Origin of the sequence: Streptomyces sp. NPDC004629 (assembly GCF_042873595.1) — a bacterium.
Taxonomy (GTDB): Bacteria; Actinomycetota; Actinomycetes; order Streptomycetales; family Streptomycetaceae; genus Streptomyces.
This window is the reverse complement of sequence record NZ_JBIALO010000011.1, coordinates 292,265-315,899: the sequence shown is the minus strand read 5'-3', so window position 1 is coordinate 315,899 and position 23,635 is coordinate 292,265. Positions and strand designations below refer to the sequence as shown.

Below are 23,635 nucleotides of genomic sequence, written 5' to 3'. Positions count from 1 at the left end.
CTGCAACCTAAGGGCGCTTCATTCACATGTCAAAGGTATGAATGGAGGAGATTCATAAAGTTTACAAGGCGCGGCCCGTGTCCCACCCGTGAGACTCGAACCGCGCCACGGGTATCGCGCCGGGCACAGTGGTCGTCTTCTTCTTGGGGCCATGAATCAACCAGCACATCCCTTTGTCCCGATAGGCGTTCATGGCGTACGGCCGGCCGACGTGATCGCTGTCGCCCGAGGGCGGGCCCGGGTCCAGCTCACCTCCGAGGCGTTGGCGGCCATCCGTGAGGGCCGGGACGTCATCGACAAACTGGCTCGCAGCCCACGGCCGGCGTACGGCGTCTCGACCGGGTTCGGTGCTCTGGCGACACGGCACATTCCGGTCGCCCAGCGGGTACGGCTCCAGCACGGACTCGTACGCAGTCATGCGGCGAGCACCGGAGCCGAGGTGGAGGCCGAAGTCGTCAGGGGGCTGATGCTCTTGAGGCTCGCGACCCTGGCCACGGGCCGGACCGGGGTGCGCGAGGTCACCGCGCGCCGGTACGAGGCGCTCCTCAACTCGGGCATCACACCGGTCGTCGGCGAGTTCGGGAGCCTTGGGTGCTCCGGCGATCTCGCGCCCCTCGCGCACTGCGCCCTTGCACTGATGGGCGAGGGCCGGGTTCGGCTGCCCGACGGGCGTCTTTGCGCGGCCGCGGATGCGTTGGCGCAGCATGGACTTGAGCCACTCGAACTCGCCGAGAAGGAGGGCTTGGCCCTCATCAACGGAACGGACGGGATGCTCGCGACGCTCTGCCTCGCCGGAGAGGACCTGGCGCGCCTCCTGAAACTGGCGGACGTGGCGGCCGCGGTCAGCGTCGAGGCTCTGGGCGGCACCGGAAGCGTCTTCGCCCCGGACCTGCAGGAACTGCGCCCGCATCCTGGGCAGAGAGTGTCGGCGGCCAACCTGTTCGCGATGCTCGCGGACTCCCCGATCGTTGCGAGTCACTGGTCGGACCGCTCGACACGTGTCCAGGACGCCTACTCGTTGCGGTGCGCTCCTCAGGTGCACGGCGCCGTGCGCGACACACTGGACCACGCCATGTCGGTCGCCGGACGGGAGCTGCGCTCGGCGATCGACAACCCCGTCGTGACCGGGGACGGGCGGGTCGAGTCCAACGGCAACTTCCACGGCGCACCGCTCGGCTACGTCCTCGATTTCCTGGCCGTCGCGGTGGCGGACCTGGCCGGTATCAGCGAGCGGCGCACCGACCGCATGCTCGATCCGGCCCGCAGCGGTGGTCTCAACGCCTTCCTCGCCGAGGACCCGGGAGTGGACTCGGGGCTGATGATCGCGCAGTACACCCAGGCATCCCTCGTCTCGGAGATGAAGCGCCTCGCCTCCCCCGCGTCGGTCGACTCGATCCCCACGAGTGCCATGCAGGAAGATCACGTCTCCATGGGGTGGAACGCGGGGCGGAAACTCCTGCGCTCGCTGGACGCCCTGACACGGGTGCTCGCCGTCGAACTCCTCGTCGCGACACGGGCCCAGGACATGCGGGCCCCGCTCGCCCCGTCGCCCGTGCTCAAGGCGGTGCGGGATGCCGTACGACGGGTCGTCGACGGGCCGGGGCCTGATCGCTATCTCGCGCCCGAGATCGATGCCGTCGTCGGACTCGTCCGCGGCGACGCGGTCGCTGCCGCGGTACGCGACGCGGGCGTCGCCCTCGCGTGACGCGGTGGTGGTGCTGCCCCGGATACGTGTCAGCACCACCTCTGTATCAACGGGATTCATGAATTTACAATCTGAAAATCTGTTTACAAAATGTGCAAGCCACGCTGACCGACCAGCGCCACAGTGGAGCCGAACCCGTCCGTCGACGTCACATCGGCCCGGCCGCGCAACGCCGCCGGACCCCGACGAGAGAAGAGCCATGATCAGAAGCCGTCACTTCCTCGGGTGTCTCGCCCTTGCCACCGCCTGTCTCCTCACGGCCGGCGGCTGCGGGACATCGGACGACACCGCGGACGCGAACGCCTCCGCCGACCCGGGGCTTCACGCGAAGCTGCCGGCGAGCATCCGTGACGCAGGAACGATGACCGTCGCGACCGACGCCTCGTACCCGCCGTGCGATTACATGAACGACCAGAACAAGATCGACGGCTTCAACCACGACATCCTGATGGCGATGGCCGACCGGCTCGGGATCGAGATCAAGCAGCGGTCCCTCGCCTTCGACGGTCTTCTCCCGGGGGTCCAGGCCGGCCGGTTCTCGGCCGCCATGGAGTGCATCACCGACAACGAGGAACGCGAGAAGCAGGTGATGTTCGTCGACTACGCCTACGCCGTCAAGGGCGTCATGACGACCAGCTCCAACCCCGGTGCAGTCACCGAGAACCCACTGAGCCTGTGCGGCCTCAAGGCCGGCGTACAGACGGGCACCGAGTTCGTCGGCGACGCGGCCCGGTACTCGAAGAACTGCGCGAAATCCGGCAGACAACCACTGACCGTCACCAACTTCCCCACGGCCGCGGACCAGAACACCGCCCTTCGCTCCGGCCGAATCGACCTCGCCTTCACGGACCTTGCGACCGGGGAATGGCAGAGGAAGGTCAGCGGCAACGCCTTCTCCGTCTTCACGAGCCCCCTCATGGCGAGGACGTACGTCGGCATCGTCGTGAAGAAGGGTGACACCGAACTCGCGGAGGCACTCCGCAGCGCCCTGGTGGCCATGGTCGAGGACGGCTCCTACAGCAAGATCATGAAATCCTGGAGTCTGGACGACATCGCTTTGGACACGCCCGGGATCAACCTCGCTTCGACCAAGCCCCTAGAGCTGCCGCAGTTGTGCGGCGCGTGCGGGAAGTAGGCGGTCGGCCATGACCATGCCTCCCTCATCCGACCATCGTCCAGCCGCAGCGGGGACGACGGGGAAAACCGCGCAGGACGGCCGCACCGAAGTGGACGATCCGCATGCGCCCCCGCTGCCCCGCCGCCACCCCGGCCACTGGGTGACGGGAGCGGTCCTCATCGCATTGATCGTTCTGGCGCTGAAAGGCTCTATGGCCAACGATCAGCTCCAATGGCCGGTCTTCAGAAGGTACTTCTTCTCGCGCCCCATACTGGAGGGCCTCGCTGTCACGGTCGAGTTGACCGTGCTGGCCGAAGCGATCGCGGTGGTCGTCGGCATGGTCGTGGCTCTGATGAACGAGGCAGGCAATCCCGTGCTGCGACTCGTCGCCCGAGCCTATGTCGGATTCTTCCGGGGGCTGCCCCTGATCGTGTTGCTCCTCGTCTCTTTCAACTTCGCGCTCTTCGTCCCGCGGATATCGGTCTTCGCATGGAGCTGGGACACGAACGCGCTCGTCAGCGGTTTCACCGCCGCGGTCATCGGACTCTCACTGCATGAAGCCGCCTTCGCCGCGGAGATCATGCGGGCTGGGCTGGTATCCGTCTCTCACGGTCAGGTGGAAGCCGCCCTCAGCCTGGGTATGCGGCGCACGACGGCCCTGCGTGCCATCGTCGTCCCACAGGCGACTCGGGTCATCATCCCCCCGATCGGCAACCAACTCATCAGCCTGCTCAAGGCAAGCGCTCTCGTCGCCGTGATCGGCGGCGGCGACCTGCTCACACGCACGCAACAGATCTACGGCGCGAACTTCGCCGTCGTCCCGCTGCTCATGGTCGCCACGGTCTGGTACCTCATCCTCGTGATGGCCGCCTCCCTGGGACAACACCTTCTGGAGCGGAAGTTCACCTTCGACAAGAGCCGGAGCCGCACGAAGTGGCGTCCCGAGTCCACCCGGGGCGGGGCGGACGCCGAAGGGAGCGCATGATGCCGGAGTCTTCTTCGCTGATCGAAATGCGGTCGGTACGCAAGTCCTTCAGTAAGACCGAAGTCCTCAAGGGGATCGACCTGGACGTCGCCCGTGGTGAGGTGCTGTGTCTGATCGGCCCTTCCGGATCGGGGAAGAGCACGCTCCTTCGGTGCGTGAACCTACTGGAGCGGCCGGACAGCGGGTACATCAAGGTCGACGGCACCTACGTCGGCTGCGTCGTCAAGGACGGGCGATTGCATGAGGCGTCGGAGCGGGACATCGCGCTCTTCCGCCGTCAGGTCGGTATGGTCTTCCAACACTTCAACCTCTTCCAGCACCTGACCGCCCTGGAGAACGTCACCATCGGGCAGCGAACGGTCCTGCGCAGGCCCGAACCGGAGTCGGTCGCAAGAGCCCGCGCCGCGCTCCAGTTGGTCGGCATGTCCCGGCACGAGGACTCGCTGCCGCGACAACTGTCCGGAGGACAGCAGCAACGCGTTGCGATCGCCCGCTCGCTCGCCATGGACCCCAAGGTGATGCTCTTCGACGAACCGACGAGCGCGCTGGATCCCGAACTGGTGGGCGAAGTGCTGTCGGTCATGAGGGAGGTGGCCCAGGCGGGCATGACGATGGTGGTCGTCACCCACGAGATGCGGTTCGCCCGCGAAGTCGGCGACAGGGTCGCGTTCATGGACCAGGGAACCATCGTCGAAGTCGGCCCCGCCGAGGAGACCATCTCCGATCCCGTCAATGACAGAACCCAAGCCTTCCTCCGACATGTCCAGGGCCCCTCACGTGCCCCCGGGCCGCGCCGGTGACGGACTGTTCGCATTCCGACCCTGAGAGTCACACGTCGAGCGGGAGTCTCGGTCGGGGCACGCACACCGAGTCGGTGGCCGTCTGTCGTCATGCCTGAGGGCAGACGGCCACCCGAGCGGTGGACGGGTCAGCCGACCGGGAGCCGGTCGAACGCCAGCAGGCCCATCCCCGAAGCGTTGACGAGCCACGCGGTGGCCGGCGTCGCCGAGTCGGTGGCCCGGCCGGGGTGGCCGGTGTAGGTGAGGCTCACCGGACCGGTGACCCGGCCCGTCAGGGCGAGGCTCACCCGGCCGGTACCGCAGCTGACGCCCGCCACCTTCACGGTCGTGCCGTTCAGGATGAAGTCGGCCTTGCTTCCGGCGTCGCAGCGAAGCGTCTGCGTGGCGTCCGTGAGGTCGATCCGGATCCTGCTGTGCGCCGGGTCCTCCCAGACCGCACGCAGCGGGTTCGGCGGGTCCGCCGGCGTGGCCGGCCGGACGCCGTGGAGGTCGCGGCGGATCGCCAGGCTCAACCAGTCGGCGAGCTGACGGTAGCCGGACCGGTAGGTGTAGTGGCAGCCGTCGTGGCCGTCCAGCCCCATGGTCGTCATCACCGACGTGCCGGCGACAGCGGCGAGCCGGCGCTGCACCTCCTGGACGGCGGCGTTGCGAACCGCCCCGCAGTGCTTGCGGATCTGGACGACGTAGACGTGTTCGAGGCCGGTGAAGTCGGTCCGCCAGTCGGCGAGGAGGGACCGCACGTTCGCGTTGTGCTGCGCCGCCGTCGGTTTGCCGTTCAGGCCGTTGTCCGACTCGCCCTGGTACCAGATGACAGCCCGCACCGCACCGGCCAGGCCGCCGTCGACCAGCCTGCCGAGCAGCCGGCCGTAGTTCGTGGCCGGGTCGTTGGGCCTGCCGTCGGAGCGCTGGAAGAAGGTCGACGGCTTCCCGCCGTCCGCGCCGTTGAGGATCGCGACCGGAACACCGGTCCGGTCGGCCAGGTCCTGCCCCAGCCGCATCCCGAGCTGACCGATCGCGCCGCGTACCGAGGTGTGGGACCCCTCGAAGCCCTCTCCGGTGGCCCGGTACCAGTTCCGGTCGAGGACGGAACGCACCGGATCCGGGCTGTCGTACCCGAAGGTCCGCACCCAGGGCGAGTGGTCCATCGAGCTGGCGGTGCCGGCGTGTCCGGCGCCCGCGGCCACCGCGTTGGACTGGCCCTGGATGACGTACACGTCGCCGGCGACGACGTCGGTGGCGCGGCGGACGAGCGTGGTGCCCGACGGCCGCTGCGCCCACACCTCGACCGTGTAGGAGGCTCGCTCCGCGGTGATCGGGGCGCTCATCGTGCACCATTCCTCGGCCGGCACCTGCTGCGTGGAGACGAGCGCGCCCGCACGGTAGACGTTCATGTGCAGGGCGGTGACGTCCGGGTCGGTGACATGGCTCCGTACCGTGACCGTCGCCGTGTTCGTGGCCCGGTCCCGGGGGTACAGCTGGGCGTTCGTCGGCCCGGTGACGATGTCCACACCGGCCGGTTTCACGTACACCCGCAGATGCGGTGCCGTCCACCTGCCCGCGTTCTCGGCGAAGGTCCAGTCCGGCTGGCCGACGGGCGCGGTACCGACACCCGCGGACACACGTGTCTGCGGTGTGTGCGCCCAGCCGTTGACCGCGAGCACGGTCTGCCGGTGCGTCAGGTCGTGGACCTGGAACGATCCGTAGCCGCCCGTACCCGGAATCTGCCCGGTGGCCGGACGGGGATTGTCGACGATGTCCCAGGCGGTGGCGCTGCCACCCGGCGGTGCGCTGGGCGGCAGTTCCCGGCCGTACCGGTTCGGCCACAGCTCCAGGTAACCGGCGCTGTGGTCCGACGGACGCACATGGGACCCCCGTACGGTCAGCTCGGCGACCGTGCGCCGGACCGTCGCGGACATCGGCACGCCCAGTGCCTTCGGATCCTGCGTCCAGGCGTTCATGGACGCGTAGGACCAAGCCGGTGTGGTGCCGTACATGCCGTCAAGGCAGTAGGCGACACGGGAGAACGGGGTCCGGAGCGACGCCGAATTGTCCACCGCGTACGGCACACCATGGGCCCAGGCCGCCGCGGTCCGGGGGACCTCCGCGTCGTACAGCAGCTGGTAGTCGGCCAGCTCGCCCACCGTCTGCTCGCACCGGGTCGCGTTCGGCGTGGCCGGTTTGACGTACACCTTCAGTGTGGCCGAGGACAGCCTCCGGCCCGACTGGGAGAAGGTCCAGTCCGGCTGACCGGTCTTCTGGTTGCCCGTGCCGACGTCCAGGTACCGGCCGCGGCTGTGGCTCCATCCGTTGAGCGCCAGCACCGTCTCCCGGGCGGCGGTGTTGTGCACCTGCATCGACCCGTATCCGGTACCGGCACCGCTCGGTGTGTCGGAGAAGTCGTAGGCGGAGCTGCCACCGGACGGAACGGACGGCGAGGCGGTCGCGCGGTAGGTGCCGGGCCAGAACTCGATGTACCCGCCCTCCGCCCGCTCGACGTGTTTCACATTGCTGCCCCACGTCGTCAGGCCGGTGACCCGCCGAGCGATCGTGGTGCTCGGTACGCCCAGCAGGCGGGGGTTGTTGGTGAAGGCGTCGAACGAGGCGTAGGCCCATTCATGGCCGCCCGCTGCCGTCACCGTGTCGAGGCAGTACGCGACCCGGTCCAGGTACGAGGTGCTCGGCTTGTTGTCCGGTCCGACGGACCTGTTCACCGCGTAGGGAACACCGGCACCGCCCCGCCAGTACGCCGCCCGGGGCACGTTCAGCTCGTACAGGGGGAGATATCCGGAGAGCTCGTCGACCGTCTCGCACCCGGTCGGCTCGGCCGCATGCGCCGCTGCCGCCTGCACCGGAGGCGTCAACGACGCCCCGACGGCGATGACCGCGACCGCGAGCACCCACCGCACGATCGGAAGAAACCGACGCGAGAAACGTATTCGTATGTTCACTTACCCGCTCATTCATCGGTGAATAGGGTCACCCATAAAGAGCGTCACCTTTCCTGGGCATGACGCATGGGGATCTCTTGAGTGCCGATGACCGCGAGCAGGTCGAGCAGGCCGGAACCGTCCGTACCGGCTGCGGGGGTGAACCACAGCAGGCGCTGGCGGCCGTCCTCCCTGAACAGAGTGAGGCAGTTGACCTCGATCAGACCGAGCGTGGGGTGGCTGAGGCGCTTGCGGTCGTCCCGTCGGAACGCCACGTCGTGGTCGGCCCACAGCGTGGCGAAATTCGGAGGAGGCGCCGAGCAGCGACTGAATCATCGAGGTGGCTTCGGTGTCCTTCGCGTTCCTGCGCGCGGCGGCAGCCCGCAGATCCGCGACAAAGGCACGGGACTGGGCTTCGCGATCGGCTTCGGGGTACAGACGTCGGGCGTCGGGCTCCGTGAACCACCGGTGGACGAAGCCGGCCCGAGCCCCGCGGAAACCGGATTGGTCCCCGAGCAGGGCCACCGCGACCGGGTTCTGTACGAGAGTGACGTGCAGGTCGGTGATGATCTGTGCCGGTGTCGATGTCAGACGATCGAGGAGATCGAGCATGCCGGGGTGCACGTGCGAGGCCGCGCCACCCTGTACGGGCACCGGGCGGTCCGCCAGATGGTAGAGATAGTCGCGTTCGTCGGCGCTCAGGCGCAGCGCCCTCGCCAGCGCGGCGATCATTTGCTCGGACGGCTGGGACCCCGCTCCGCGTTCCAGCTCGTTGTAGTAGTCCACCGATGCCCCGGCGAGCTGGGCGACCTCGTCGCGGCGCAGCCCGGGAACCCGGCGCCGGGGCCCGGTCGGCAGCCCGACGTCGGCCGGGCGGATGCGTTCACGCCGCGAACGCAGGACGCGGAGATCTACGGTGAGCGTGCCCGTCCCACCACCGTCGTGCTCATCGACGAGGTCGTCGACGGCGGCTGGGGTGTCGGCGGCAACGTCCTGACCGCGGCCATGCTCAACGGCGACGACTGACACCGACCACCGGCGTGGGCCCGGCGCGCCGGCCGGGCCCCACGCTGCGGCCACTGCCCCGGCCACCCGGTGTTCCTAGGCGGTGGTCTCCTGCCGGCAGGAGACGCCGGTGAGCATGCTGCCGGTGGCGGCGGTGATGATCGAGTCGAGCCGGTCCCGGGTACGGGTGAGATCGCTGATGCGCCGGTCGGCCTGCTCGCGCTCCGCCGCCAACCGCTTGAGCAGGGCGGGAGTGGCCCGGCCGTCGATGACGCACGGCATGAGCTCCACGATTGTCCTGCTGGACAGCCCGGCGGCGTACAGCTGCTGGATCAGCTGGACCTGGTCGATCGCGCTCTTGGGGTAGTGGCGCTGGCCGCTGGTGCTGCGCTCGGCGACGAGCAGGTCCTGCTCCTCGTAGTAGCGCAGGGCCCGGACACTGACACCGGTCCGGGCGGCGAGTTCCCCGATGCGCATGTGCTCTCCCTGATGACGTACGCCCTACGCCTTGCCTCTCACGTCAACGTGAGGTTTTAGCGTAACGGACGTGCGCCTCTCCGGGGAACTTCCTCCCGGTTCGTCTCCTGGTGCACGGCATGCCCGCCACACCTGAAAGAAGCACACACATGACCACCTACAGGGCGAGCGACCTCGGCGGCCCCGAGCCCACCCCGATCGTGTCGGTCAAGCCGGTCGTACTGCCCGCACCGCAGCGCGGCGAGGACCTGAACGTACGCATCTCCGCACCGGTCGCCGGCACCGATCTGCCGATCGTGCTGTTCGCGCACGGCTTTGGCTCGAACCTGGACGGCTACGCACCGCTGGTCGACCACTGGGCCTCCCACGGCTTCGTGGTCATCCAGGCCACCCACCTCGACTCCAAGAGGCTGCACCTGGATGCGGACGATCCCCGCAAGCCCCACATGTGGCGCTACCGCGTGCAGGACATGAAGCGCATCCTCGACGAACTCGACACGCTGGAGGCGTCCGTGCCCGGCCTGGCCGGCCGGGTGGACCACAGTCGCACCGTCGCGGCCGGACACTCCTTCGGCGGCCAGACCGCGGGCATCCTCGTGGGTCTGCGCGTCGGGGACCCGCAGACCGGCGTCGCGCAGGACATGTCCGACCCCCGGGTCATGGCCAGCATCCAGCTGGCCACCGCAGGCAAGGGCGGCGACGAACTGACACCTTTCGCCCTCAAGAACGCTCCCTGGCTGCGCGACCAGGACTTCTCCCACATCAGCGCACCCGGACTCGTCGTCGCCGGCGACAAGGACGAACTCCCGCTCTCCACCCGGGGGCCGTCCTGGACGACCGATCCGTACACCCTCAGCCGCGGCAGCAAGAGCCTTTTGACGGTCTACGGCGGCCAGCACTCCCTCGGCGGCATCTCCGGCTACGAGGCAGCGGAAACCACCGACGAGAACCCCGAGCGCGTCGCCCTGGTCCGGCAGGTCACCCTCGCCTACCTGCGCCACGTCACCGGCACCGACCACACCGACTGGGAAGCGGCGCAGGCGGCCCTCAGCGGTGACTCCCACCCGCTGGGACGACTGGAATCGAAGTGACACCTCCGCCGGGCCCCACGGTGACAGCGCGTTCCTGACCTCCGCCGATGCGCAGCTGCTCCCGGGTCACCTGCCGGTCGGGCCGAGCACCCCAGTCACGAGCCGGCGGGCGTACGCGGAACACTGGCCGGCGTTGCCGCCGTCCGGGTCGCCGAGCAGGGCGTCGCGGATGTGCGCGGCCGGCGGGGGAGGCCATCTCGTGGAGGAACTGCTCGGCCCAGGCCGTCAGGTCGGACGGCAGGGCACCGTGGTCCCCGGGGGCGGTCCCGGGCCGCAGGCGCTCGACCCATCGACGAGGCCCTCCTGCCACCCGCCACCGGACGGTGGCTGCTGCCCGGCGCCACCCCCGCTCTCGTCGCAGGACAGGACTGGCTGCGCCCCCGCTTCGCCGACGACAAGGGCATCCTGCGCATCGACGGCCACAGCTTCGCGTTCACCGTCGGCGGGCTGCGCGTTGTCGTGGACACCGGTATCGGCAACGGCACGGAGCGGGCCGACCCCGCCTGGCACAAGCTGAACACCGACTGCCTTCAGCGCCTGGGCTCCGCCGGATTCCCCCCGGACTCGGTCGACCTGGTGATCCTCACCTCGACCTCATCGACGTCCCCGCCGAAGGCGTCGCTGTCGTCCCGGGCCTGCGCCTGCTCCCCACGCCCGGCCACACCCGCGGCCATGTCGCCGTCGAACTCACCGGCCAGGGGGAGACGGCGCTGATCACCGGCGACTGCATCCACCGTCCCGTCCAGTTCGCGCACCCCGCCATCGGCGCCTGCGTCGACATCGACCCGCAGCAGTCCGAGATCTCACGCCGCGCGCTGCTCGGCTCCCTCGCCGACACCGACACCCTCGTCCTCCGCCGGATGGCGCTGGGGCGGCACGACCTACAGCGACTTCGCCGCGTGGGCGGCGGCGGGGCTGGAGTCGGGCGCGGTGTGGGGTGACCCGCTGTTCACCTCGCCCGGCACCGGCGGCACCTGCACATGGTCGCCTGCCTCGGGCGCCGGACCGCAGCCGTGCCCGCAGGCTTACACGCTCAAGCCGGGCTCCCCGGCGTCGGGTGCGGGTGTGGCGGTGTCCGGCAACGGTGTCCGTCCTCCCCCCTGTGGCGGGCGGCAGCCCGGCGCGCATCCACGTCAGCGCCGAGCGCATCCCGCTGCCGTCCGCCGGAGTGCCGGGTCCCGGAGTCCCGGGTCCGGAGTTCAGCCGTGAAGGTCCTGGCCGTTGTGGGGCGGCCGGGTTCGGTCCGGTGCCGTAGTCGTTCCCCGCGGTCCCCGAGTTCCCCTGTGTCCGGGGTGAGTTGAGTCACGTCCCGGTCGGTGAGTGGCAAGGCGGGGGCTCATACGTATCCCCTGACGACGACCGGACGCCGGGTGCGAGGATGGGCGGGCTATGACTGTCCGAGGGTGGTGCCGCGCAGCGCGGGCCGGCGTGTTCGCCGCCGCCTGCGTGCTGCTCGCCGCCCTCGGTCACGCCACCATGTCGGCAACCGCCGTCCCCTGGTGGGCCATGGCCGCGGGTGCGGCCGGGACCGGCGCGGCCGGCTGGCTGCTGGCCGGCCGGGAGCGCGGACGCACGGTGATCGTCGCGGTCGTGACCGCCGCGCAGGCAGTGCTCCACGAGACCTTCTCCCTGGCGCAGAGCCTCGCGTCCGCACCCGTGCAGGCCCCCGCCGCCATGCCCCGCGCCGGCGGCTCGACCCGTATGAGCGCCATGGACATGGGCTCCATGGGGTCCATGGACATGGGCTCCATGGCCGGGACGGACCTGGGGTCCACCGCGCACATGGGCCATGGCATGGCCGGCATCGGGCACGGGCACGACATGGCCGGCATGAACGGTGCCGCCTCGGCCGGCATGTTCGCCGCGCACCTCCTGGCCGCAGCCCTGTGCGGGCTGTGGCTGGCCTACGGCGAGCGGGCCGTCTTCCGTGTCCTGCGGGCGGCGGCAGCCTGGCTGGCGGCGCCCCTGCGGCTGCTGCTGGCTCTGCCCACGCCGTTCCTTCGCCCGTCCGTGCACAGGTGCCGCGATGCCGCCTGTCCGGCTTCGGTGCTTCTGCTTCTGTGCTGTTCCCTCACCTTCCGGGGGCCGCCCGCGGGTGCCGCTGTCAGCTGAGACAGCCGGATCCACCGGGGCCCGCTCCGCCGTACGTCCTGCGGGCGCTCGCGCGCAGGTCTTCCAGCAGGCTCCTCGCCTCGGCCTGGCCACGCGCCGAGGCGAGCAGAACGTTTCTGACGGCCCCGGGCATCGCCGTACCTCTCGCGTACGGCCGCACCCCATGTGCCGGTGAGCCATGCCCCCGTGCGGGCCGGGCCCCGGAAGACCCGAGAAGGACATCACTGATGATTTCTGTCCTGCCCGTTCCCCGGGCGGATCGTGCCGCCGCCGACGCGTCGGCGACCGCCTGGGCGCTGGCCGCCCGTGGCGGAGACCCCGACGCGGCCGACCACTTCGTCCGTGCCCTGCACGGCGACGTGCTGCGCTACGTCGCCCGTCTCAGCGGCGATCCCCAGACCGCCCACGACCTCGCCCAAGACACCTTCGCGCGGGCGTTCGGCAGCCTGCACCGCTACGAAGGCCGCGCCTCGGCGCGTACCTGGCTGCTGTCGATCGCCCGTCGCACGGTCGCCGACAGCCTGCGCCGCGCCGCGGTCCGGCCCCGGATCGCGGACGCCACCGACTGGCAGACGGTGGTGGAACGCACCCAGCCGTGCGGCCTGCCGGGCTTCGACGACGGCGTGGCCCTGCTCGACCTCCTGGAGACGCTGCCCGAACAACGCCGTGAGGCGTTCGTGCTGACCCAGGTGGTCGGGCTGTCGTACGAGGAGACGGCAGGCCACGTCGGCTGTCCCGTCGGCACGGTCCGCTCCCGGGTCTCCCGCGCCCGTGCCACCCTCGGACGGCTGCTCCAGGAAGCCGACGCGCAGAGCGCCCAGGCGGCCTGACCCGGGCGCCTCCCCGCGCCGGGACACCGGCGCCGACGGTCCCGGTGGCGCGCTCCTCAGAAGGGGCCGCGCCACCGGGAACCCGGCGGGGATCCGAAGACCTGACGGATCGCCGAGCGAACTCACTGGCTTCCGCGCCCGACTACTACTGCGACACCGACACGGAGCGGCGATCAGAGGCGAGCATGGCGCGGACTCCCTCAGGCGTGTGGAACGGATGCTGGAGCCCGGGGGAGGGGAGCCGCGTCACCCTCTGCAGAAGGAAGCCAGATGGATCTTGCCGGGGCTGTCCCCGACTCCCTGGCACGACCCCCACGGCCGTCCCGAACTGGCCCCGTCGTCGAGGGGTTCGAGGCCGCCCATCCAGCGATCAAGGAAGAGCTGACCGCGGCCTGGGCGGGGCGACGGGCGCGGCGGGAGCTGCTGCCCCGCTCGGCCGACGCTGCCGCGACGACGCTCGCCTTCTTCGACGCCGCCGAACAGGCCGCCGCGACCGACCTGCGCCTCGGGCACGTCCGCGCCGACCACGTCCGCGTCGGCCTGGAAGACAGCGGCATCACCTGCCCGCCCGTCGACCGCGACCTGGTCTTCCACCACCTGGACCACTGTGTGACCCGGGACCTGCTGCCCGCCCCCGGCCGACGGCACGGGCACCGGTCCGGGGTGCCCGCGGATAGTCCGCAAGTGCCGGGAACTCGCGGCCACTTCGCCCCGACTACTGCAACAGAGCCCTTCAGGCCACGAGCACATCCCTGACGCAAGGAGCCCGCATACCGATGAACCGGCCGGTCGCCGCCGCAAGGAGAAGCCGGCCGCCACCGACGTCGACGCCCTCGTCGTCATCGCCTTCAACGGCCCCGACCCGGCGGCCTACGCCAAGAAACTGCTCAAGGAGTTCCCCCAGTGGCCGGCCACCGAGAACCACACGTACATGACGCCGTCCGACTTGATGTACCCGGGCCCCAGCAACGACCTGGCCGTGGAGAAGATCACCGAAGTGCTGCACCCGGGCGCCGTCTGAGCCGGCTCACGCTTCCGCCGGCGCTCACCTTCCTGCTCGTCGCGTTGCCTGCCACCATGATCGTGGCGATCAGTATCGGTGCCGTCAGCGTGCCCGTCGGTGACGTGTGGAGCATCGTCCTGCACCACGTCACCGGCGCCGGGGCGGCACCCTCCGACCCCGCCCTCGACCAGATCGTCTGGAACTTCCGTACTCCGCGGGTCGTTCTGGCGGCCCTGGTGGGCGCGGGCCTGGCCGTGTCCGGCGCGGTGCTGCAGACCGTGGTGTCCAACCCGCTGGCCGACCCCATCGTGCTGGGCTTCTCCTACGGAGCCACGCTCGGCGCGGTCCTCGTCATCACGCTCGGCGGCGGAGTGGCACTCGCCGGGCTCGGGGTGTCGGCGGCGGCCTTCGCCGGCGCCGTGGCCGCCGGCGCGCTGGTCTTCACACTCGGACAGCGCCGGGGGCGGCTGGCCCCGACCCGGCTGGTGCTTGCGGGCGTCGCCGTCGGCTATGTCTTCCTCTCGGCGACCAGCTTCGTCCAACTCCAGGCGACCTCCACCGAACTGCGGACGGTCATGTTCTGGATGCTGGGCAGCGTCGCGGGCGCCCAGTGGGACCAACTCCCCACGGTCACCGTCGTGGTACTCGTCACCACCACGCTGCTGTCCTTGTTCGGCCGTCGCCTCAATGTGCTGCTGGCCGGTGACGAATCGGCGACCGCGCTCGGTGTCGACGTCAACCGGTTGCGGGCCGTCCTGCTGGTCCTCAGCGCGCTGCTGACCGGGACGGTCATCGCCGTCGCCGGCAGCATCGGCTTCGTCGGCCTGATGATCCCGCACCTGGTGCGGCTCACCATCGGCGCCGACCACCGTCGGCTGCTGCCCCTGACCGCCCTGTTGGGCGCCGTCTACCTGGTCCTCGTGGACCTGCTCTCCCGCACCCTCAACCGCCCCGACGAACTGCCGCTTGGCATTCTCACCGCCCTCCTCGGCGCCCCCTTCTTCCTGTGGCTGCTGCGCCGCAACAAGGGCCTGGACTGAAGCATGAAACTCATCGTCGACCGGCTCCGGATCACCCTGGACCGCAACCTGATTCTCCGCGACGTGAGCCTTGAGGCCCGTGAAGGCCACATCGTCGGCCTCGTCGGGCCCAACGGCAGCGGCAAATCCACCCTGCTGCGCGCCGTCTACCGCTCATTGCGCCCGGCGGACGGTGCCGTCAGGGTGGGCGAGGACGACGTGTGGGAACTGTCCCCCCGCGTCGCGGCCCGCCGTACCGCGGCCGTCCTCCAGGACGCCGGCGGCAACACCACCGGCCTGACCGTCACCGAGATCGTGGCCCTCGGCCGCGCTCCTCACCACGGTCTGCTCGGCCGCGACGGATCCGAGGATCACGAGGCCGTCTCCGACGCCATCGACCGCTGCGGGGTACGGCCCTTCGCCGACCGCGGCTACGCCTCCCTGTCCGGCGGCGAACGTCAACGCGTCCTGCTGGCACGCGCACTGGCCCAGAACCCCCGGCTCCTCGTCCTGGACGAACTCACCAACCACCTCGACATCCGGGCCCGGTTCGAACTCCTGGACCTGATCCGTGCCACCGGCGTCACCACCCTCGCCGTCCTGCACGACCTCGACCTCGCCGCCCGCCTCTGCGACCGTCTGGTCGTCCTGCGTGACGGAGCCGTGGCCGCGGCGGGGCCGGTCCTGGACGTGCTCACCCCGGGCCTCCTAGCCGACGTCTTCGGCGTCCGCGCGACCACCGAACGGCACACCGACGGTGTCATCCGCATCAGCTACGCGGCCCGGCCCCTCGCGAACGGTGGGAACCGGGAGGGCGATCCCCGCGCCGCCGGTAACCGCCGCTCAGCAAACCGGAAGTGAGGGCACGTCAGGTTACGGCACGGCTTGAGGGCGTCCCGGAGCCGGCACGGCGCGCCGGGCGATCCGCGTACGCCGGAGCATTGGCGTACCCGGCCTACCGGCCGACCCGTCCGCGGGTGGCGGCCGTGGCCAGTACGCCGGGCTGGTGGCGTTCACCGCCGGGGCAGCGGGGCCAGACGGATGTCCGGCCTGCCGTCGGGCCCCTGGCTCACGGTGGCGTGGACCCGGTAGACCTGTTTCAGGAGGCGCGGGGTGAGCACCGCGGTGGGAGGGCCGGCCGCGACCACCCGGCCGGCGTCGAGGAGCACCAGATGGTCGCAGTAGCGGGCGGCCAGATCGAGTTCGTGGAGCGCCGCGACGACCGTGGCGTCGGTGCGCGAGAGCATCTCCATGAGGTCCAGCCGGTGGCTGATGTCCAGGTGGTTGGTGGGTTCGTCGAGCAGCAGGGCGGGAGTCCGCTGGGCCAACGCCCGTGCGATGTTCACCCGTTGCCGTTCGCCGCCGGACAGGCCGGCCCAGGGCCGGTCGGCGAGCGCCGTCACATCCATCGCCGCCATGGCCTGTGCGACCGCCCGGACGTCCTCCTCGGTCGTGGCCGAGCGTCCGCTGTGCGGGGCCCGGCCCAGCATGACGACCTCCAAGGCGGTCGTGTCGAGGTCGGAGGCGGTCTCCTGGGTGACGAAGGCCAGTCGGCGGGCGACGTCGCGCCTTTTCAGCGCCGTGACGTCAAAACCGTCCAGCAGGGCGTGCCCGGACGAGGGGCGGCGCAGGCCGGCGAGGAGGCGCAGCACGGTGGACTTGCCCGAGCCGTTCGGCCCGATCAGAGCGGTGAAGCACCCCGGCGGCACGGCGAAGGTGACGCCGTCGACGATCGCGCGGCCGCTCGCCGTCCACTCCAGCGAGCGAGCCGCGAGCGTGGTTGCGGGGGCCCTCACGGCGCGGCCCTTCGCCTGCGCAGCAGCGCCGCGAAGGCCGGAACGCCGATGAGCGCGGTGAGCACGCCGACCGGCATCTCCTGGGCGCCGAACGCGCTGCGGGCGGCCGTGTCCGCCCAGATCAGGAAGACCGCGCCGAGCAGGGCCGAGGACGGCAGCAGTACCCGGTGGGGCGCACGGGTGAGCATCCGTGCCGCGTGCGGGACCAGCAGGCCGACGAAGCCGATGGCGCCGCTCGCCGCGACGAGTGCGCCGGTGACGACGGCCGTCGTGCCGTACAGCACCATCTCGGTGCGGTGCGGTGAGAGGCCCAGGGTCGCGGCGGTCTCCCGGCCGAAGGCGAGTGCGTCGAGATCACGGGCGTACAGCAGACAGACCAGCAGACCGGCCGCCGTGGTGGCGGTGCACACGCCCACCGAGGTCCAGTCGGCCGCGGCGAGCGAGCCGAGCAGCCAGAAGGTCACCGCCCTGGTGCGTTCGGCGTCGCCGGAGCGGACGACGACGAGGCTGGTCAGCGCGCTGAACAACTGCGACGCGACGACGCCCGACAGCACCACCCGCGTGGCCGAGCCGAGCGAGCGGCCGAGCAGGAGCAGGACACAGCCGAAGGCCGCCATCGCGCCGGCGAAGGCTCCGGCGGGCAGACCGAGAGTGCCGAAGCCGAGCACCAGGACCAGAACCGCTCCGGTGGACGCTCCGGCCGACACACCGAGGAGGTAGGGGTCGGCCAGCGGGTTGCGGGTCACGGCCTGGAGGACCGTGCCGCACACCGCGAGTCCCGCCCCCACCAGCGCGGCCAGCAGGACGCGCGGCAGCCTCAGGTTCCACACGATGCTGTCGCGCAGCGGCGGCAGCGCCTCCCATGGCGCTCCCAGATGGGCGCCTATGGTGCGGGCTACGTCCAGCGGCGGTATGTCGGCGCTGCCCGTACCGACGGCGACGAGCACCGACAGGGGCAGCAGAGCGCCGCAGCAGACGAGGACGAGCGTGCTCCGGGAGAGCATGCCCCGTCGGCCGCCCGCCCTCGTGGTGGCGGTTGTCATCGGCGGGCGAAGACCACGTAGTCGTCGAGGTACTGCCAGACCGTCCCTGCCTCGGCGAAGCCTGCGGTGCGCAGAGCCGACAGATGGAAGTGGAGCGGCGCCGCCGGCTGCGGCGGGCGGTCCGCGAACCGCTGCTCGCGTTCGGCGGCCAGCGGGGTCATCCCCGGCTGGGCCACCGCGAGTTCGAACCAGGCGTCCCAGGTGTCGGCACCGGCGGCGAACGCCGCGCGCTGCACCTCAGCGTCGTGCCGCTCGGACAGGGCACGCAGGGTCGCGTTCCCGGGCCCGTAGCGCAGGTGGTCGGCGTTGAGGAAGACCGCACCGGGCGGCAGCAGGTCGGCAAGTGCGGTGTAGACACGCAGCAGTTGGGAGGGGGAGAGCCAGTGCAGGGCTGTCGAGGAGACGACGGCGTCGATCCTCTCTGCGGCCAGCGGCTCGGCCCAGTCGGCGCGTACGAGGTCGGTGTCCACGACGGTGGCCCGGTCGCCGTACTCCGCGAGCACATCACCGGCCAGCCGTAGCAGCACGGGGTCGTAGTCGACGGCCGTGACCCGCGCCCGGGGGAAGGCCCGCAGGACGCGGTCGGCCAGGGAGCCGGGGCCACAGGCGAGGTCGAGCACGTGGCACGACTCGGGCAGGTGCAGGCGCAGTACGTCCAGCATCGACTGGAAGCGCAGCTCCCGGTGGGCGACGTAGGCGGCTTGCTGGGCGTCCCAGCGCTCCAGGAGAACGCGCGGGGGCAGAGTGGTGGTGTCGGTCATGCGGGTGTCCTTCGAACGGGGGGTGGGGCGTCAGCCGTAGAGCGCGGTCAGTCCCTTGCTGAGCGCCTCCGCCAGGCTGACGCTGCGGATGGAGGGGTCCATGGCCGAACCGGGAACCACGATGAAGCGGTTGTTGCGCACGGCGTCGAGCCGTGAGGCGACGGGGTTGGCGCGGAGGAACCGCTTCTTCGCCTCGGCGCTGTCCCCGTCCCCTCCGCGGGTCAGATCCGCCAGGACGATGACGTCAGGGTTGCGCTCGGCGATCTGCTCCCAGTTGCCCGCCGGCCACTTCTGGCGGATGTCGTCGAAGGCGTTGTCCACCCCGACCAGCTCGCTGACCGTCGAGGGGAGCCCGCCGTGTCCGGCGATGTAGGGCGTGGTGGTGCCGGAGTAGTACCACATCAGCTTCGCGCCGGTGTCCTTCGGTGCCTCGCGCACCGCCCGGTCGAGCCGGACCCGCAGCTCCTTGACGGTCTTCTCCCCGCGCTGCTCGACACCGAAGACTGCGGCGATGTCCTTGATCTCGTTGAAGACGGCGTCGAAACGCACTTCGTCCGGCGTCAGTTCGGGGTTCTCGCAGTCGTGGGCGGAGAGGTGGGCCGGCACGCCTAGCTTCTTCCAGCCGGCGCGGGGGCCCGCCGCCTCGTCGGCGTATGCCGAGGAGAGCGTGGAGTAGAGGAAGTCCGGCTCTTCGGCGAGGACGGCCTCGTGGTGGGGGTACTGCTCGGCGAGCACCGGAACCTTCTTGTACTCCGCGGCCAGTGAGGGGAGTACGGGATCCGTCTGGTAGGAGGTGCCGGCCATCCGGTCGGCCAGTCCCAGGCTGAGCATGATCTCCGTCGCGTTCTGCTCCAGGGAGATCGCCCGCTCCGGGGGAGTGGACACCTTCGTCTCCAGGCCGCAGCTGGTCGTGACCACGTCGGACGGCCGTGCCGCACCCGAGGGTCCCGAGGCGGCTGTTCCGCTTGCGCCGCAGGCGGCGAGGCCGGGGAGCAGCAGGCATGCGCCCAACAATCCCCGCATGGGAATGGTTTTCATGTGCGAGAAGATACCCGTGGTCAGGAGCCGCGGGTCCACTCGGGCGGCTCACCCGTGCCGGTGTCATGGGGCGCGGTTCCTCCGACGTCCCGTCAGTTTCCTTGATCGCCGGGTGCGTTGACAGGTCCGGACCGCAGCGGCCGGGGTCTCCAGGGCCGGGGCGGCCGGCCGGAACGTGTTCAACATCACTCGGCCCCGGCGTTCAGGGCGCCCACCCCGGCGGACCTGAGCGCGCCGGCGGACGTCTCGACCCTCGCGCGCAGCAGAAAGAAACAGGGGTACTTGTCGACCGCGGGCAGGATTCCGCCAGGACTTGCACGCGGCGTATCCCGCGTTCAGATCGGTCAGGGGCAGTGCGCTTTTCCTGTCGGTGCAGCACTTCCGCGGCCTCTTCCACCATCTGGCGCAGCAGGTCGCTCATGCGGCGCAGATCGGTCCGGTTCATGCGGCTCAACGGCACCGACACGCCGTGCTCTATGGCGACGGACAGCGCCGGCTGACAGCGGCGGTCACCGTCAATTGGCCGCGCGCCCAGCTCGAATGCCGCCGCCTCGTCGCCCAGGACGCGCCCCTCGACGCTGCTGCTTCACGTGTCGAGCAGCTCACTTGCTCCGCCGGCGTCCGTGCCGGAGCCGCATGGTGAACACCACGTCCAGGCCGGCGTATGCGCGGGCGGTATGCGACCGGCGGCCCGCGCGGCGCGCGCACGCGCGGCCGTCGTCGGTCGGGTTCGTCAGCGCGTGGTGCGCCGCGGGCGCCGGCCGGGAAGCAGCAGTGCTGTGCCGACGGTGAGGAAGGCGGCGGCGATCCCGCCGAGCACGATGGCCTGCTCATCGGGCCCGCCGGTGCCGGTGGTCGCCAGCCGCGGGGCGGCGGCGCCCGCGGCCGCGGCGGCGCCCTGGAGGATCAGGTCGGCCACTGCGTCGGGGTGGGCGATGAGGGACACATGGCAGGAGTCGATCTCCTGCGTGTGGGAGTGGGCCCGTTCGGCCTCGAAGCGCTCCTGCTGGGGGCTGATGGTCATGTCCTGCCGTCCGACCAGCGCCCAGGACGGGATCTCCTTCCATGCCGCGGCCTTGGCCGTCTCGGAGAACGCGGTCGAGGCGGCCGGGCGCTGGGTGACGCCCAACAGGTTCGCCTGGCTCTCCGGCAGGCAGTTGGCGAAGACCGGATGCACCTTGTCCCGCTTGAGATACAGGTCGGTGCCGCTGGTGCCGGTGGTCCGTACGGCACGGAGTCCGTGGCGGTGCCCAGGGCGCTGGGGAAGCGGGCGGACAGCGACATACCGCTCTCACCGATGTCGGGCATCAGCGCGTTGATGTACACCAGGGACTTGACCTCGGGGTTTCCCGCCGCGCCGGTACTGATGACGGCACCGCCGTAGGAGTGCCCGGCCAGCACGATCGGCCCCTTGATCGTCTTCAGGACGGAGGCGATGTACGCGGAATCGCTGTACAGGCCGCGCAGCGGGTTGGCCGGGGCCATCACGGGGTAACCGCGGCGCTTCAGCCGCTCGATCACCCCGTTCCAGCTGGAGCCGTCCGCGAAGGCGCCGTGTACCAGGACGATCGTGGGCTTGACGGCGTTCGCGGAGCTGTCCGCCACCGCCGGAGCCGTGGTCGCCGTGCAGAGGGCGGCGACCGCGCACCCTGCCGTCGTCACGCGCAACGCTCTGCTTCGCGGCAGCAAGCCGCCTATCGCAGGGAGGACTCCGCCGACTCGCTGCCCGCCGAGGTCTTCCTTGAAGTGCCCGCCGATGACGATGTCCGCCGCGGTGTCACCGCGCCACCGGCGACCACCATCCACTGGCTGCCCCGCGGCAGCGACGCCAACGCCTCGACGAAGCCGGGCTCGCTCGCTCTGCGGGCCGTGAAGAACGCCCGGCTCCCGCAAGGGTCCTTCTACACCTGGGTGGCGGGGGAGGCCGCGCTGGCCACCGGCGTTCGCCGGCACCTCGTCGGCGAACGCGGCGTCTCCCGCTCCGACATCTCCTTCCGCGGCTACCGGAGACACGGCCGAGCCGCCCTGTGACCATGCCGTCCAAGGCAGGACGTCGGGTGTCGGGGCTGCCCGGTGGGCGACTGGGCGGGCTGGGAATCAGGTGCGGCGTGCGGCCCAGACGGTGCGTTCGGTGCGTACTGCCAGGTCGTCGCGGCGCAGGATGCTGTGCGGGCCGTCGGTGTCGAGGAGCCGGTCGAGCGCGGCGAGGTCCTCGGCGCAGAGCATTCCGGCGGCGGTGCCGCGTATGCGCCGCAGGATGCCGAGCGCGTAGCGGCCGATTGCTTCGCTGCGGGAGCCCTCGATATGCACGGCGACGGTGCGTTCGCCCTCGACCGTGAACCCGGCGGCGGTCAGCATCGGCCCCCAGTCGGCGCGGCGATGGGACACGTGCTCGGCGTGGAAGCGGTCGGTCGCGGCGTGGCACCGCTCTTCCAGGCCGGGGCGGTCCTCGGGCGCGCTTTCGGGCAGGAAGCGGGGGAGGCCGGCCAGCTCGACGAGGGCGAACAGACCGCCGGGCGCGAGCGTCTCGTGGACCTTGCGCAGGGCGCGGTCGGGGTGGGCCATGTGATGCAACGAGGCCGAGGCCCACACCAGGCCAGGAAGGCCCAGGCCGGGCCAGGCGGTGTCGTCGAGGTCGGCCTGTACGGTGCGCACGCGCTCCGCCATGCCGCGGGCGCATGCCTTCTCACGCAGGTGCTGGAGGTGTCCGGCCGCCGTGTCGACCGCGGTGACGTGCGCATCGGGGAAGCGGTCCAGCAGTGCGAAGGTGCCCGCCCCCGTACCGCAGCCCAGATCCACGATGTGGCGCGGGGCGCTCTTCAGCGGGAGCCAAGCGGTGATGGAGGCCAGGTGTTCGGCAAGCACCTCGGCGTCCAGGTCGAGGATCTCCGCCTGGCCGCCGGCGCCGTGATCCTGGGGGTGGCCGTGCTGAGCGCCGCGGTGGGGTGTGTGCTGGTGCGCTTGGGTCATGCCGTCACACTAGGGCGGTCATGCGCGTGCGGCACGGCCGCTTTCGGTTCACGCAAGACATTGCGCTTCTGTACTGCCGGACACGCAAGCCACCCCGTTCCCGAAGGCCCTGGCGTGGCCCGCGACATCACTCGCCGGCGCCTTGGGTGTCACTTTCGCCGCCCTCACGCTGGTGGCCGCGGCGGGCGTCGCGGTCGAAGATGCCCAGGATCTCGCACGGACCGCCTTCGGTGCCGATGGCGTGCGGCATCATCGTGGGGAACTCGGCGGCCTGGTTGGTCTCGACGCGGAAGCGGCGGTGGCCGAGCATGAGGATCGCGGTGCCGGACAGGACGACGAGCCACTCGCGGCCGGGGTGGGCGCGCATGCGAGCGGGGTTGTCGGGCGGCGGTTCGGTCATGCGCCGGCGCATGACGGTCATGCCGGGGTCGCCCTTGATGGGCCAGCGCATGCTCCTGTGGGCGGCGTCGATCATCGGACTCGTGACGACATCGTCGGCGGCGGTCTCGACGAGCTGGTCGAGGGTGGTGTCCAGGGCGCGGGCGAGGGTGACGAGCTGATCCAGCGCAAGGCGGCGCCGGCCGTTCTCGATGCGGCTCAATGACGACTGGCTGAGGTTGGCGCGGGTGGCCAGCTCGTCCAGGGACCAGCCCTGTGCGACCCGCAGTGCGCGGATCCGTTTGCGTACGAGGCCGTCAAGACCGCCGTCTTCTTGCGTCATGGGCAACACTGTATGCCCCACATGCAAAACGGGGTTAGCTTCGTGTGCAACCGCTCCGGAGCGTCTGGGGCCCAGGCACAAGGAAAGGTGCGAGACAGAGGCGGCGGGCGTGTGGGCGGCCGGCAACGCCACCGACCTCACGGCCAGGTCGGCGCCTCCGCCGCGGCCTGAGCCCTGGTGGGCTCCCACATCAATGCCCCGCCGGCCACCGCGGACACCGACGCGGCGCTGGTGG

20 protein-coding genes and 6 pseudogenes are annotated in these 23,635 nt (G+C 70.8%); 15 read left to right on the top strand and 11 right to left on the bottom strand.

The annotated features are described in order from the left end of the window. Nucleotides 1–151 precede the first annotated feature (151 nt). The 4 genes from hutH to ACFYTE_RS19580 all read left to right on the top strand — a co-directional run bounded on the left by hutH (nt 152) and on the right by ACFYTE_RS19580 (nt 4,607). On the top strand, nt 152–1,705 hold the full coding sequence (gene hutH / locus ACFYTE_RS19595; protein WP_388711588.1) for a histidine ammonia-lyase: 1,554 nt from the start codon (nt 152–154) through the stop codon (nt 1,703–1,705). A gap of 199 nt (nt 1,706–1,904) precedes the next feature. Further along, on the top strand, nt 1,905–2,840 hold the full coding sequence (locus tag ACFYTE_RS19590) for an ABC transporter substrate-binding protein (RefSeq protein WP_388711585.1): 936 nt from the start codon (nt 1,905–1,907) through the stop codon (nt 2,838–2,840). Between the two features lie 10 nt (nt 2,841–2,850). Next, nucleotides 2,851–3,807 (top strand): amino acid ABC transporter permease, encoded by a 957-nt coding sequence (locus tag ACFYTE_RS19585; protein ID WP_388711582.1) that lies wholly within the window; start codon nt 2,851–2,853, stop codon nt 3,805–3,807. Continuing rightward, nucleotides 3,807–4,607: an amino acid ABC transporter ATP-binding protein gene (locus ACFYTE_RS19580; RefSeq protein WP_388711579.1), complete on the top strand. Its 801-nt coding sequence runs from the start codon at nt 3,807–3,809 to the stop codon at nt 4,605–4,607. Before ACFYTE_RS19585 ends, ACFYTE_RS19580 begins: the two co-directional genes overlap by 1 nt. A 128-nt stretch (nt 4,608–4,735) precedes the next feature. Here ACFYTE_RS19580 and ACFYTE_RS19575 read toward each other — a convergent pair whose 3' ends face one another. Together ACFYTE_RS19575 and ACFYTE_RS19570 are read right to left on the bottom strand one after the other, a co-directional pair. Further along, nucleotides 4,736–7,504, bottom strand: a complete 2,769-nt coding sequence (locus ACFYTE_RS19575; protein WP_388711576.1) for a sialate O-acetylesterase — start codon at nt 7,502–7,504, stop codon at nt 4,736–4,738. A gap of 95 nt (nt 7,505–7,599) precedes the next feature. Next, nucleotides 7,600–8,434: pseudogene (locus ACFYTE_RS19570) on the bottom strand (helix-turn-helix transcriptional regulator). On the opposite strand from ACFYTE_RS19570, the pseudogene ACFYTE_RS19565 reads away from it, so the two are divergent. Further along, nucleotides 8,426–8,560: pseudogene (locus ACFYTE_RS19565) on the top strand (tautomerase family protein); the annotation flags it as partial. The pseudogenes ACFYTE_RS19570 and ACFYTE_RS19565 overlap by 9 nt on opposite strands. A gap of 75 nt (nt 8,561–8,635) precedes the next feature. Here the strand turns inward: ACFYTE_RS19565 and ACFYTE_RS19560 are convergent. After that, nucleotides 8,636–9,016 carry a MerR family transcriptional regulator gene (locus tag ACFYTE_RS19560; protein WP_388711573.1) on the bottom strand — a complete coding sequence of 127 codons (381 nt, stop codon included), beginning with the start codon at nt 9,014–9,016 and terminating at the stop codon, nt 8,636–8,638. Nucleotides 9,017–9,165: 149 nt separating this feature from the next. Between ACFYTE_RS19560 and ACFYTE_RS19555 the strand changes: the two genes are divergently transcribed. Then, a complete protein-coding gene (locus tag ACFYTE_RS19555; RefSeq protein ID WP_388711570.1) occupies nt 9,166–10,107 on the top strand; it encodes an alpha/beta hydrolase family protein in 942 nt (313 codons plus the stop codon). Nucleotides 10,108–10,191: 84 nt separating this feature from the next. Here ACFYTE_RS19555 and ACFYTE_RS19550 read toward each other — a convergent pair. Next, nucleotides 10,192–10,393 (bottom strand): annotated as a pseudogene (locus tag ACFYTE_RS19550) (TetR family transcriptional regulator); the annotation flags it as partial. Nucleotides 10,394–10,395: 2 nt separating this feature from the next. On the opposite strand from ACFYTE_RS19550, the pseudogene ACFYTE_RS19545 reads away from it, so the two are divergent. The 7 genes and pseudogenes from ACFYTE_RS19545 to ACFYTE_RS19515 form a co-directional block, all read left to right on the top strand. Next, nucleotides 10,396–10,961 (top strand): annotated as a pseudogene (locus ACFYTE_RS19545) (MBL fold metallo-hydrolase); the annotation flags it as partial. Nucleotides 10,962–11,496: 535 nt separating this feature from the next. After that, complete coding sequence (locus ACFYTE_RS19540) at nt 11,497–12,219, top strand: hypothetical protein (protein ID WP_388711567.1); 723 nt, start codon at nt 11,497–11,499, stop codon at nt 12,217–12,219. Nucleotides 12,220–12,446: 227 nt separating this feature from the next. Beyond that, nucleotides 12,447–13,049, top strand: coding sequence for an RNA polymerase sigma factor (locus ACFYTE_RS19535; RefSeq protein WP_388711564.1), 603 nt, complete (start codon nt 12,447–12,449; stop codon nt 13,047–13,049). A 270-nt stretch (nt 13,050–13,319) separates the two neighbouring features. Further along, a complete protein-coding gene (locus tag ACFYTE_RS19530; RefSeq protein WP_388711562.1) occupies nt 13,320–13,805 on the top strand; it encodes a hypothetical protein in 486 nt (161 codons plus the stop codon). A gap of 43 nt (nt 13,806–13,848) precedes the next feature. Continuing rightward, nucleotides 13,849–14,070 (top strand): annotated as a pseudogene (locus ACFYTE_RS19525) (iron ABC transporter substrate-binding protein); the annotation flags it as partial. Nucleotides 14,071–14,126: 56 nt separating this feature from the next. Then, nucleotides 14,127–15,092 carry a FecCD family ABC transporter permease gene (locus ACFYTE_RS19520; RefSeq protein ID WP_388711560.1) on the top strand — a complete coding sequence of 322 codons (966 nt, stop codon included), beginning with the start codon at nt 14,127–14,129 and terminating at the stop codon, nt 15,090–15,092. Nucleotides 15,093–15,095: 3 nt separating this feature from the next. Continuing rightward, entirely contained in the window at nt 15,096–15,932 is an 837-nt protein-coding gene (locus ACFYTE_RS19515) for an ABC transporter ATP-binding protein (protein ID WP_388711557.1), read from the top strand. 152 nt (nt 15,933–16,084) lie between these two features. Here ACFYTE_RS19515 and ACFYTE_RS19510 read toward each other — a convergent pair whose 3' ends face one another. From ACFYTE_RS19510 to ACFYTE_RS19495, 4 genes are read right to left on the bottom strand one after another with little or no spacing between them, the layout of a single operon-like run. Beyond that, entirely contained in the window at nt 16,085–16,867 is a 783-nt protein-coding gene (locus ACFYTE_RS19510; protein ID WP_388711555.1) for an ABC transporter ATP-binding protein, read from the bottom strand. Next, complete coding sequence (locus ACFYTE_RS19505) at nt 16,864–17,910, bottom strand: FecCD family ABC transporter permease (protein WP_388711552.1); 1,047 nt, start codon at nt 17,908–17,910, stop codon at nt 16,864–16,866. Before ACFYTE_RS19505 ends, ACFYTE_RS19510 begins: the two co-directional genes overlap by 4 nt. Further along, nucleotides 17,907–18,671 (bottom strand): class I SAM-dependent methyltransferase, encoded by a 765-nt coding sequence (locus tag ACFYTE_RS19500; protein WP_388711550.1) that lies wholly within the window; start codon nt 18,669–18,671, stop codon nt 17,907–17,909. Before ACFYTE_RS19500 ends, ACFYTE_RS19505 begins: the two co-directional genes overlap by 4 nt. Nucleotides 18,672–18,701: 30 nt before the next feature. Then, on the bottom strand, nt 18,702–19,709 hold the full coding sequence (locus ACFYTE_RS19495; protein ID WP_388711547.1) for an ABC transporter substrate-binding protein: 1,008 nt from the start codon (nt 19,707–19,709) through the stop codon (nt 18,702–18,704). 313 nt (nt 19,710–20,022) lie between these two features. On the opposite strand from ACFYTE_RS19495, the gene ACFYTE_RS19490 reads away from it, so the two are divergent. Then, nucleotides 20,023–20,352 carry a hypothetical protein gene (locus ACFYTE_RS19490; RefSeq protein WP_388711544.1) on the top strand — a complete coding sequence of 110 codons (330 nt, stop codon included), beginning with the start codon at nt 20,023–20,025 and terminating at the stop codon, nt 20,350–20,352. A 90-nt stretch (nt 20,353–20,442) separates the two neighbouring features. Here ACFYTE_RS19490 and ACFYTE_RS19485 read toward each other — a convergent pair. Beyond that, a pseudogene (locus ACFYTE_RS19485) lies at nt 20,443–21,230 on the bottom strand (alpha/beta hydrolase). A 33-nt stretch (nt 21,231–21,263) separates the two neighbouring features. Here ACFYTE_RS19485 and ACFYTE_RS19480 point away from each other — a divergent pair. Beyond that, the gene (locus tag ACFYTE_RS19480) at nt 21,264–21,740 is read left to right on the top strand and encodes a siderophore-interacting protein (protein ID WP_388711542.1); all 477 of its coding nucleotides are present in this window, start codon (nt 21,264–21,266) and stop codon (nt 21,738–21,740) included. A 66-nt stretch (nt 21,741–21,806) separates the two neighbouring features. Here the strand turns inward: ACFYTE_RS19480 and ACFYTE_RS19475 are convergent, their stop codons facing one another. Together ACFYTE_RS19475 and ACFYTE_RS19470 are read right to left on the bottom strand one after the other, a co-directional pair. Then, a complete protein-coding gene (locus ACFYTE_RS19475; protein ID WP_388711539.1) occupies nt 21,807–22,679 on the bottom strand; it encodes a class I SAM-dependent methyltransferase in 873 nt (290 codons plus the stop codon). A gap of 127 nt (nt 22,680–22,806) precedes the next feature. Beyond that, nucleotides 22,807–23,400: a helix-turn-helix domain-containing protein gene (locus ACFYTE_RS19470; RefSeq protein ID WP_388711537.1), complete on the bottom strand. Its 594-nt coding sequence runs from the start codon at nt 23,398–23,400 to the stop codon at nt 22,807–22,809. Nucleotides 23,401–23,635: the final 235 nt, after the last annotated feature.

Bases quoted from the DNA above. Each gene is read 5' to 3' on its own strand.
- hutH (WP_388711588.1), top strand. From the start codon at position 152: ATGAATCAACCAGCACATCCCTTTGTCCCGATAGGCGTTCATGGCGTA.
- ACFYTE_RS19590 (WP_388711585.1), top strand. From the start codon at position 1,905: ATGATCAGAAGCCGTCACTTCCTCGGGTGTCTCGCCCTTGCCACCGCC.
- ACFYTE_RS19585 (WP_388711582.1), top strand. From the start codon at position 2,851: ATGACCATGCCTCCCTCATCCGACCATCGTCCAGCCGCAGCGGGGACG.
- ACFYTE_RS19580 (WP_388711579.1), top strand. From the start codon at position 3,807: ATGCCGGAGTCTTCTTCGCTGATCGAAATGCGGTCGGTACGCAAGTCC.
- ACFYTE_RS19560 (WP_388711573.1), bottom strand. From the start codon at position 9,016: ATGCGCATCGGGGAACTCGCCGCCCGGACCGGTGTCAGTGTCCGGGCC.
- ACFYTE_RS19555 (WP_388711570.1), top strand. From the start codon at position 9,166: ATGACCACCTACAGGGCGAGCGACCTCGGCGGCCCCGAGCCCACCCCG.
- ACFYTE_RS19540 (WP_388711567.1), top strand. From the start codon at position 11,497: ATGACTGTCCGAGGGTGGTGCCGCGCAGCGCGGGCCGGCGTGTTCGCC.
- ACFYTE_RS19535 (WP_388711564.1), top strand. From the start codon at position 12,447: ATGATTTCTGTCCTGCCCGTTCCCCGGGCGGATCGTGCCGCCGCCGAC.
- ACFYTE_RS19530 (WP_388711562.1), top strand. From the start codon at position 13,320: ATGGATCTTGCCGGGGCTGTCCCCGACTCCCTGGCACGACCCCCACGG.
- ACFYTE_RS19520 (WP_388711560.1), top strand. From the start codon at position 14,127: ATGATCGTGGCGATCAGTATCGGTGCCGTCAGCGTGCCCGTCGGTGAC.
- ACFYTE_RS19515 (WP_388711557.1), top strand. From the start codon at position 15,096: ATGAAACTCATCGTCGACCGGCTCCGGATCACCCTGGACCGCAACCTG.
- ACFYTE_RS19505 (WP_388711552.1), bottom strand. From the start codon at position 17,910: ATGACAACCGCCACCACGAGGGCGGGCGGCCGACGGGGCATGCTCTCC.
- ACFYTE_RS19500 (WP_388711550.1), bottom strand. From the start codon at position 18,671: ATGACCGACACCACCACTCTGCCCCCGCGCGTTCTCCTGGAGCGCTGG.
- ACFYTE_RS19495 (WP_388711547.1), bottom strand. From the start codon at position 19,709: ATGAAAACCATTCCCATGCGGGGATTGTTGGGCGCATGCCTGCTGCTC.
- ACFYTE_RS19475 (WP_388711539.1), bottom strand. From the start codon at position 22,679: ATGACCCAAGCGCACCAGCACACACCCCACCGCGGCGCTCAGCACGGC.
- ACFYTE_RS19470 (WP_388711537.1), bottom strand. From the start codon at position 23,400: ATGACGCAAGAAGACGGCGGTCTTGACGGCCTCGTACGCAAACGGATC.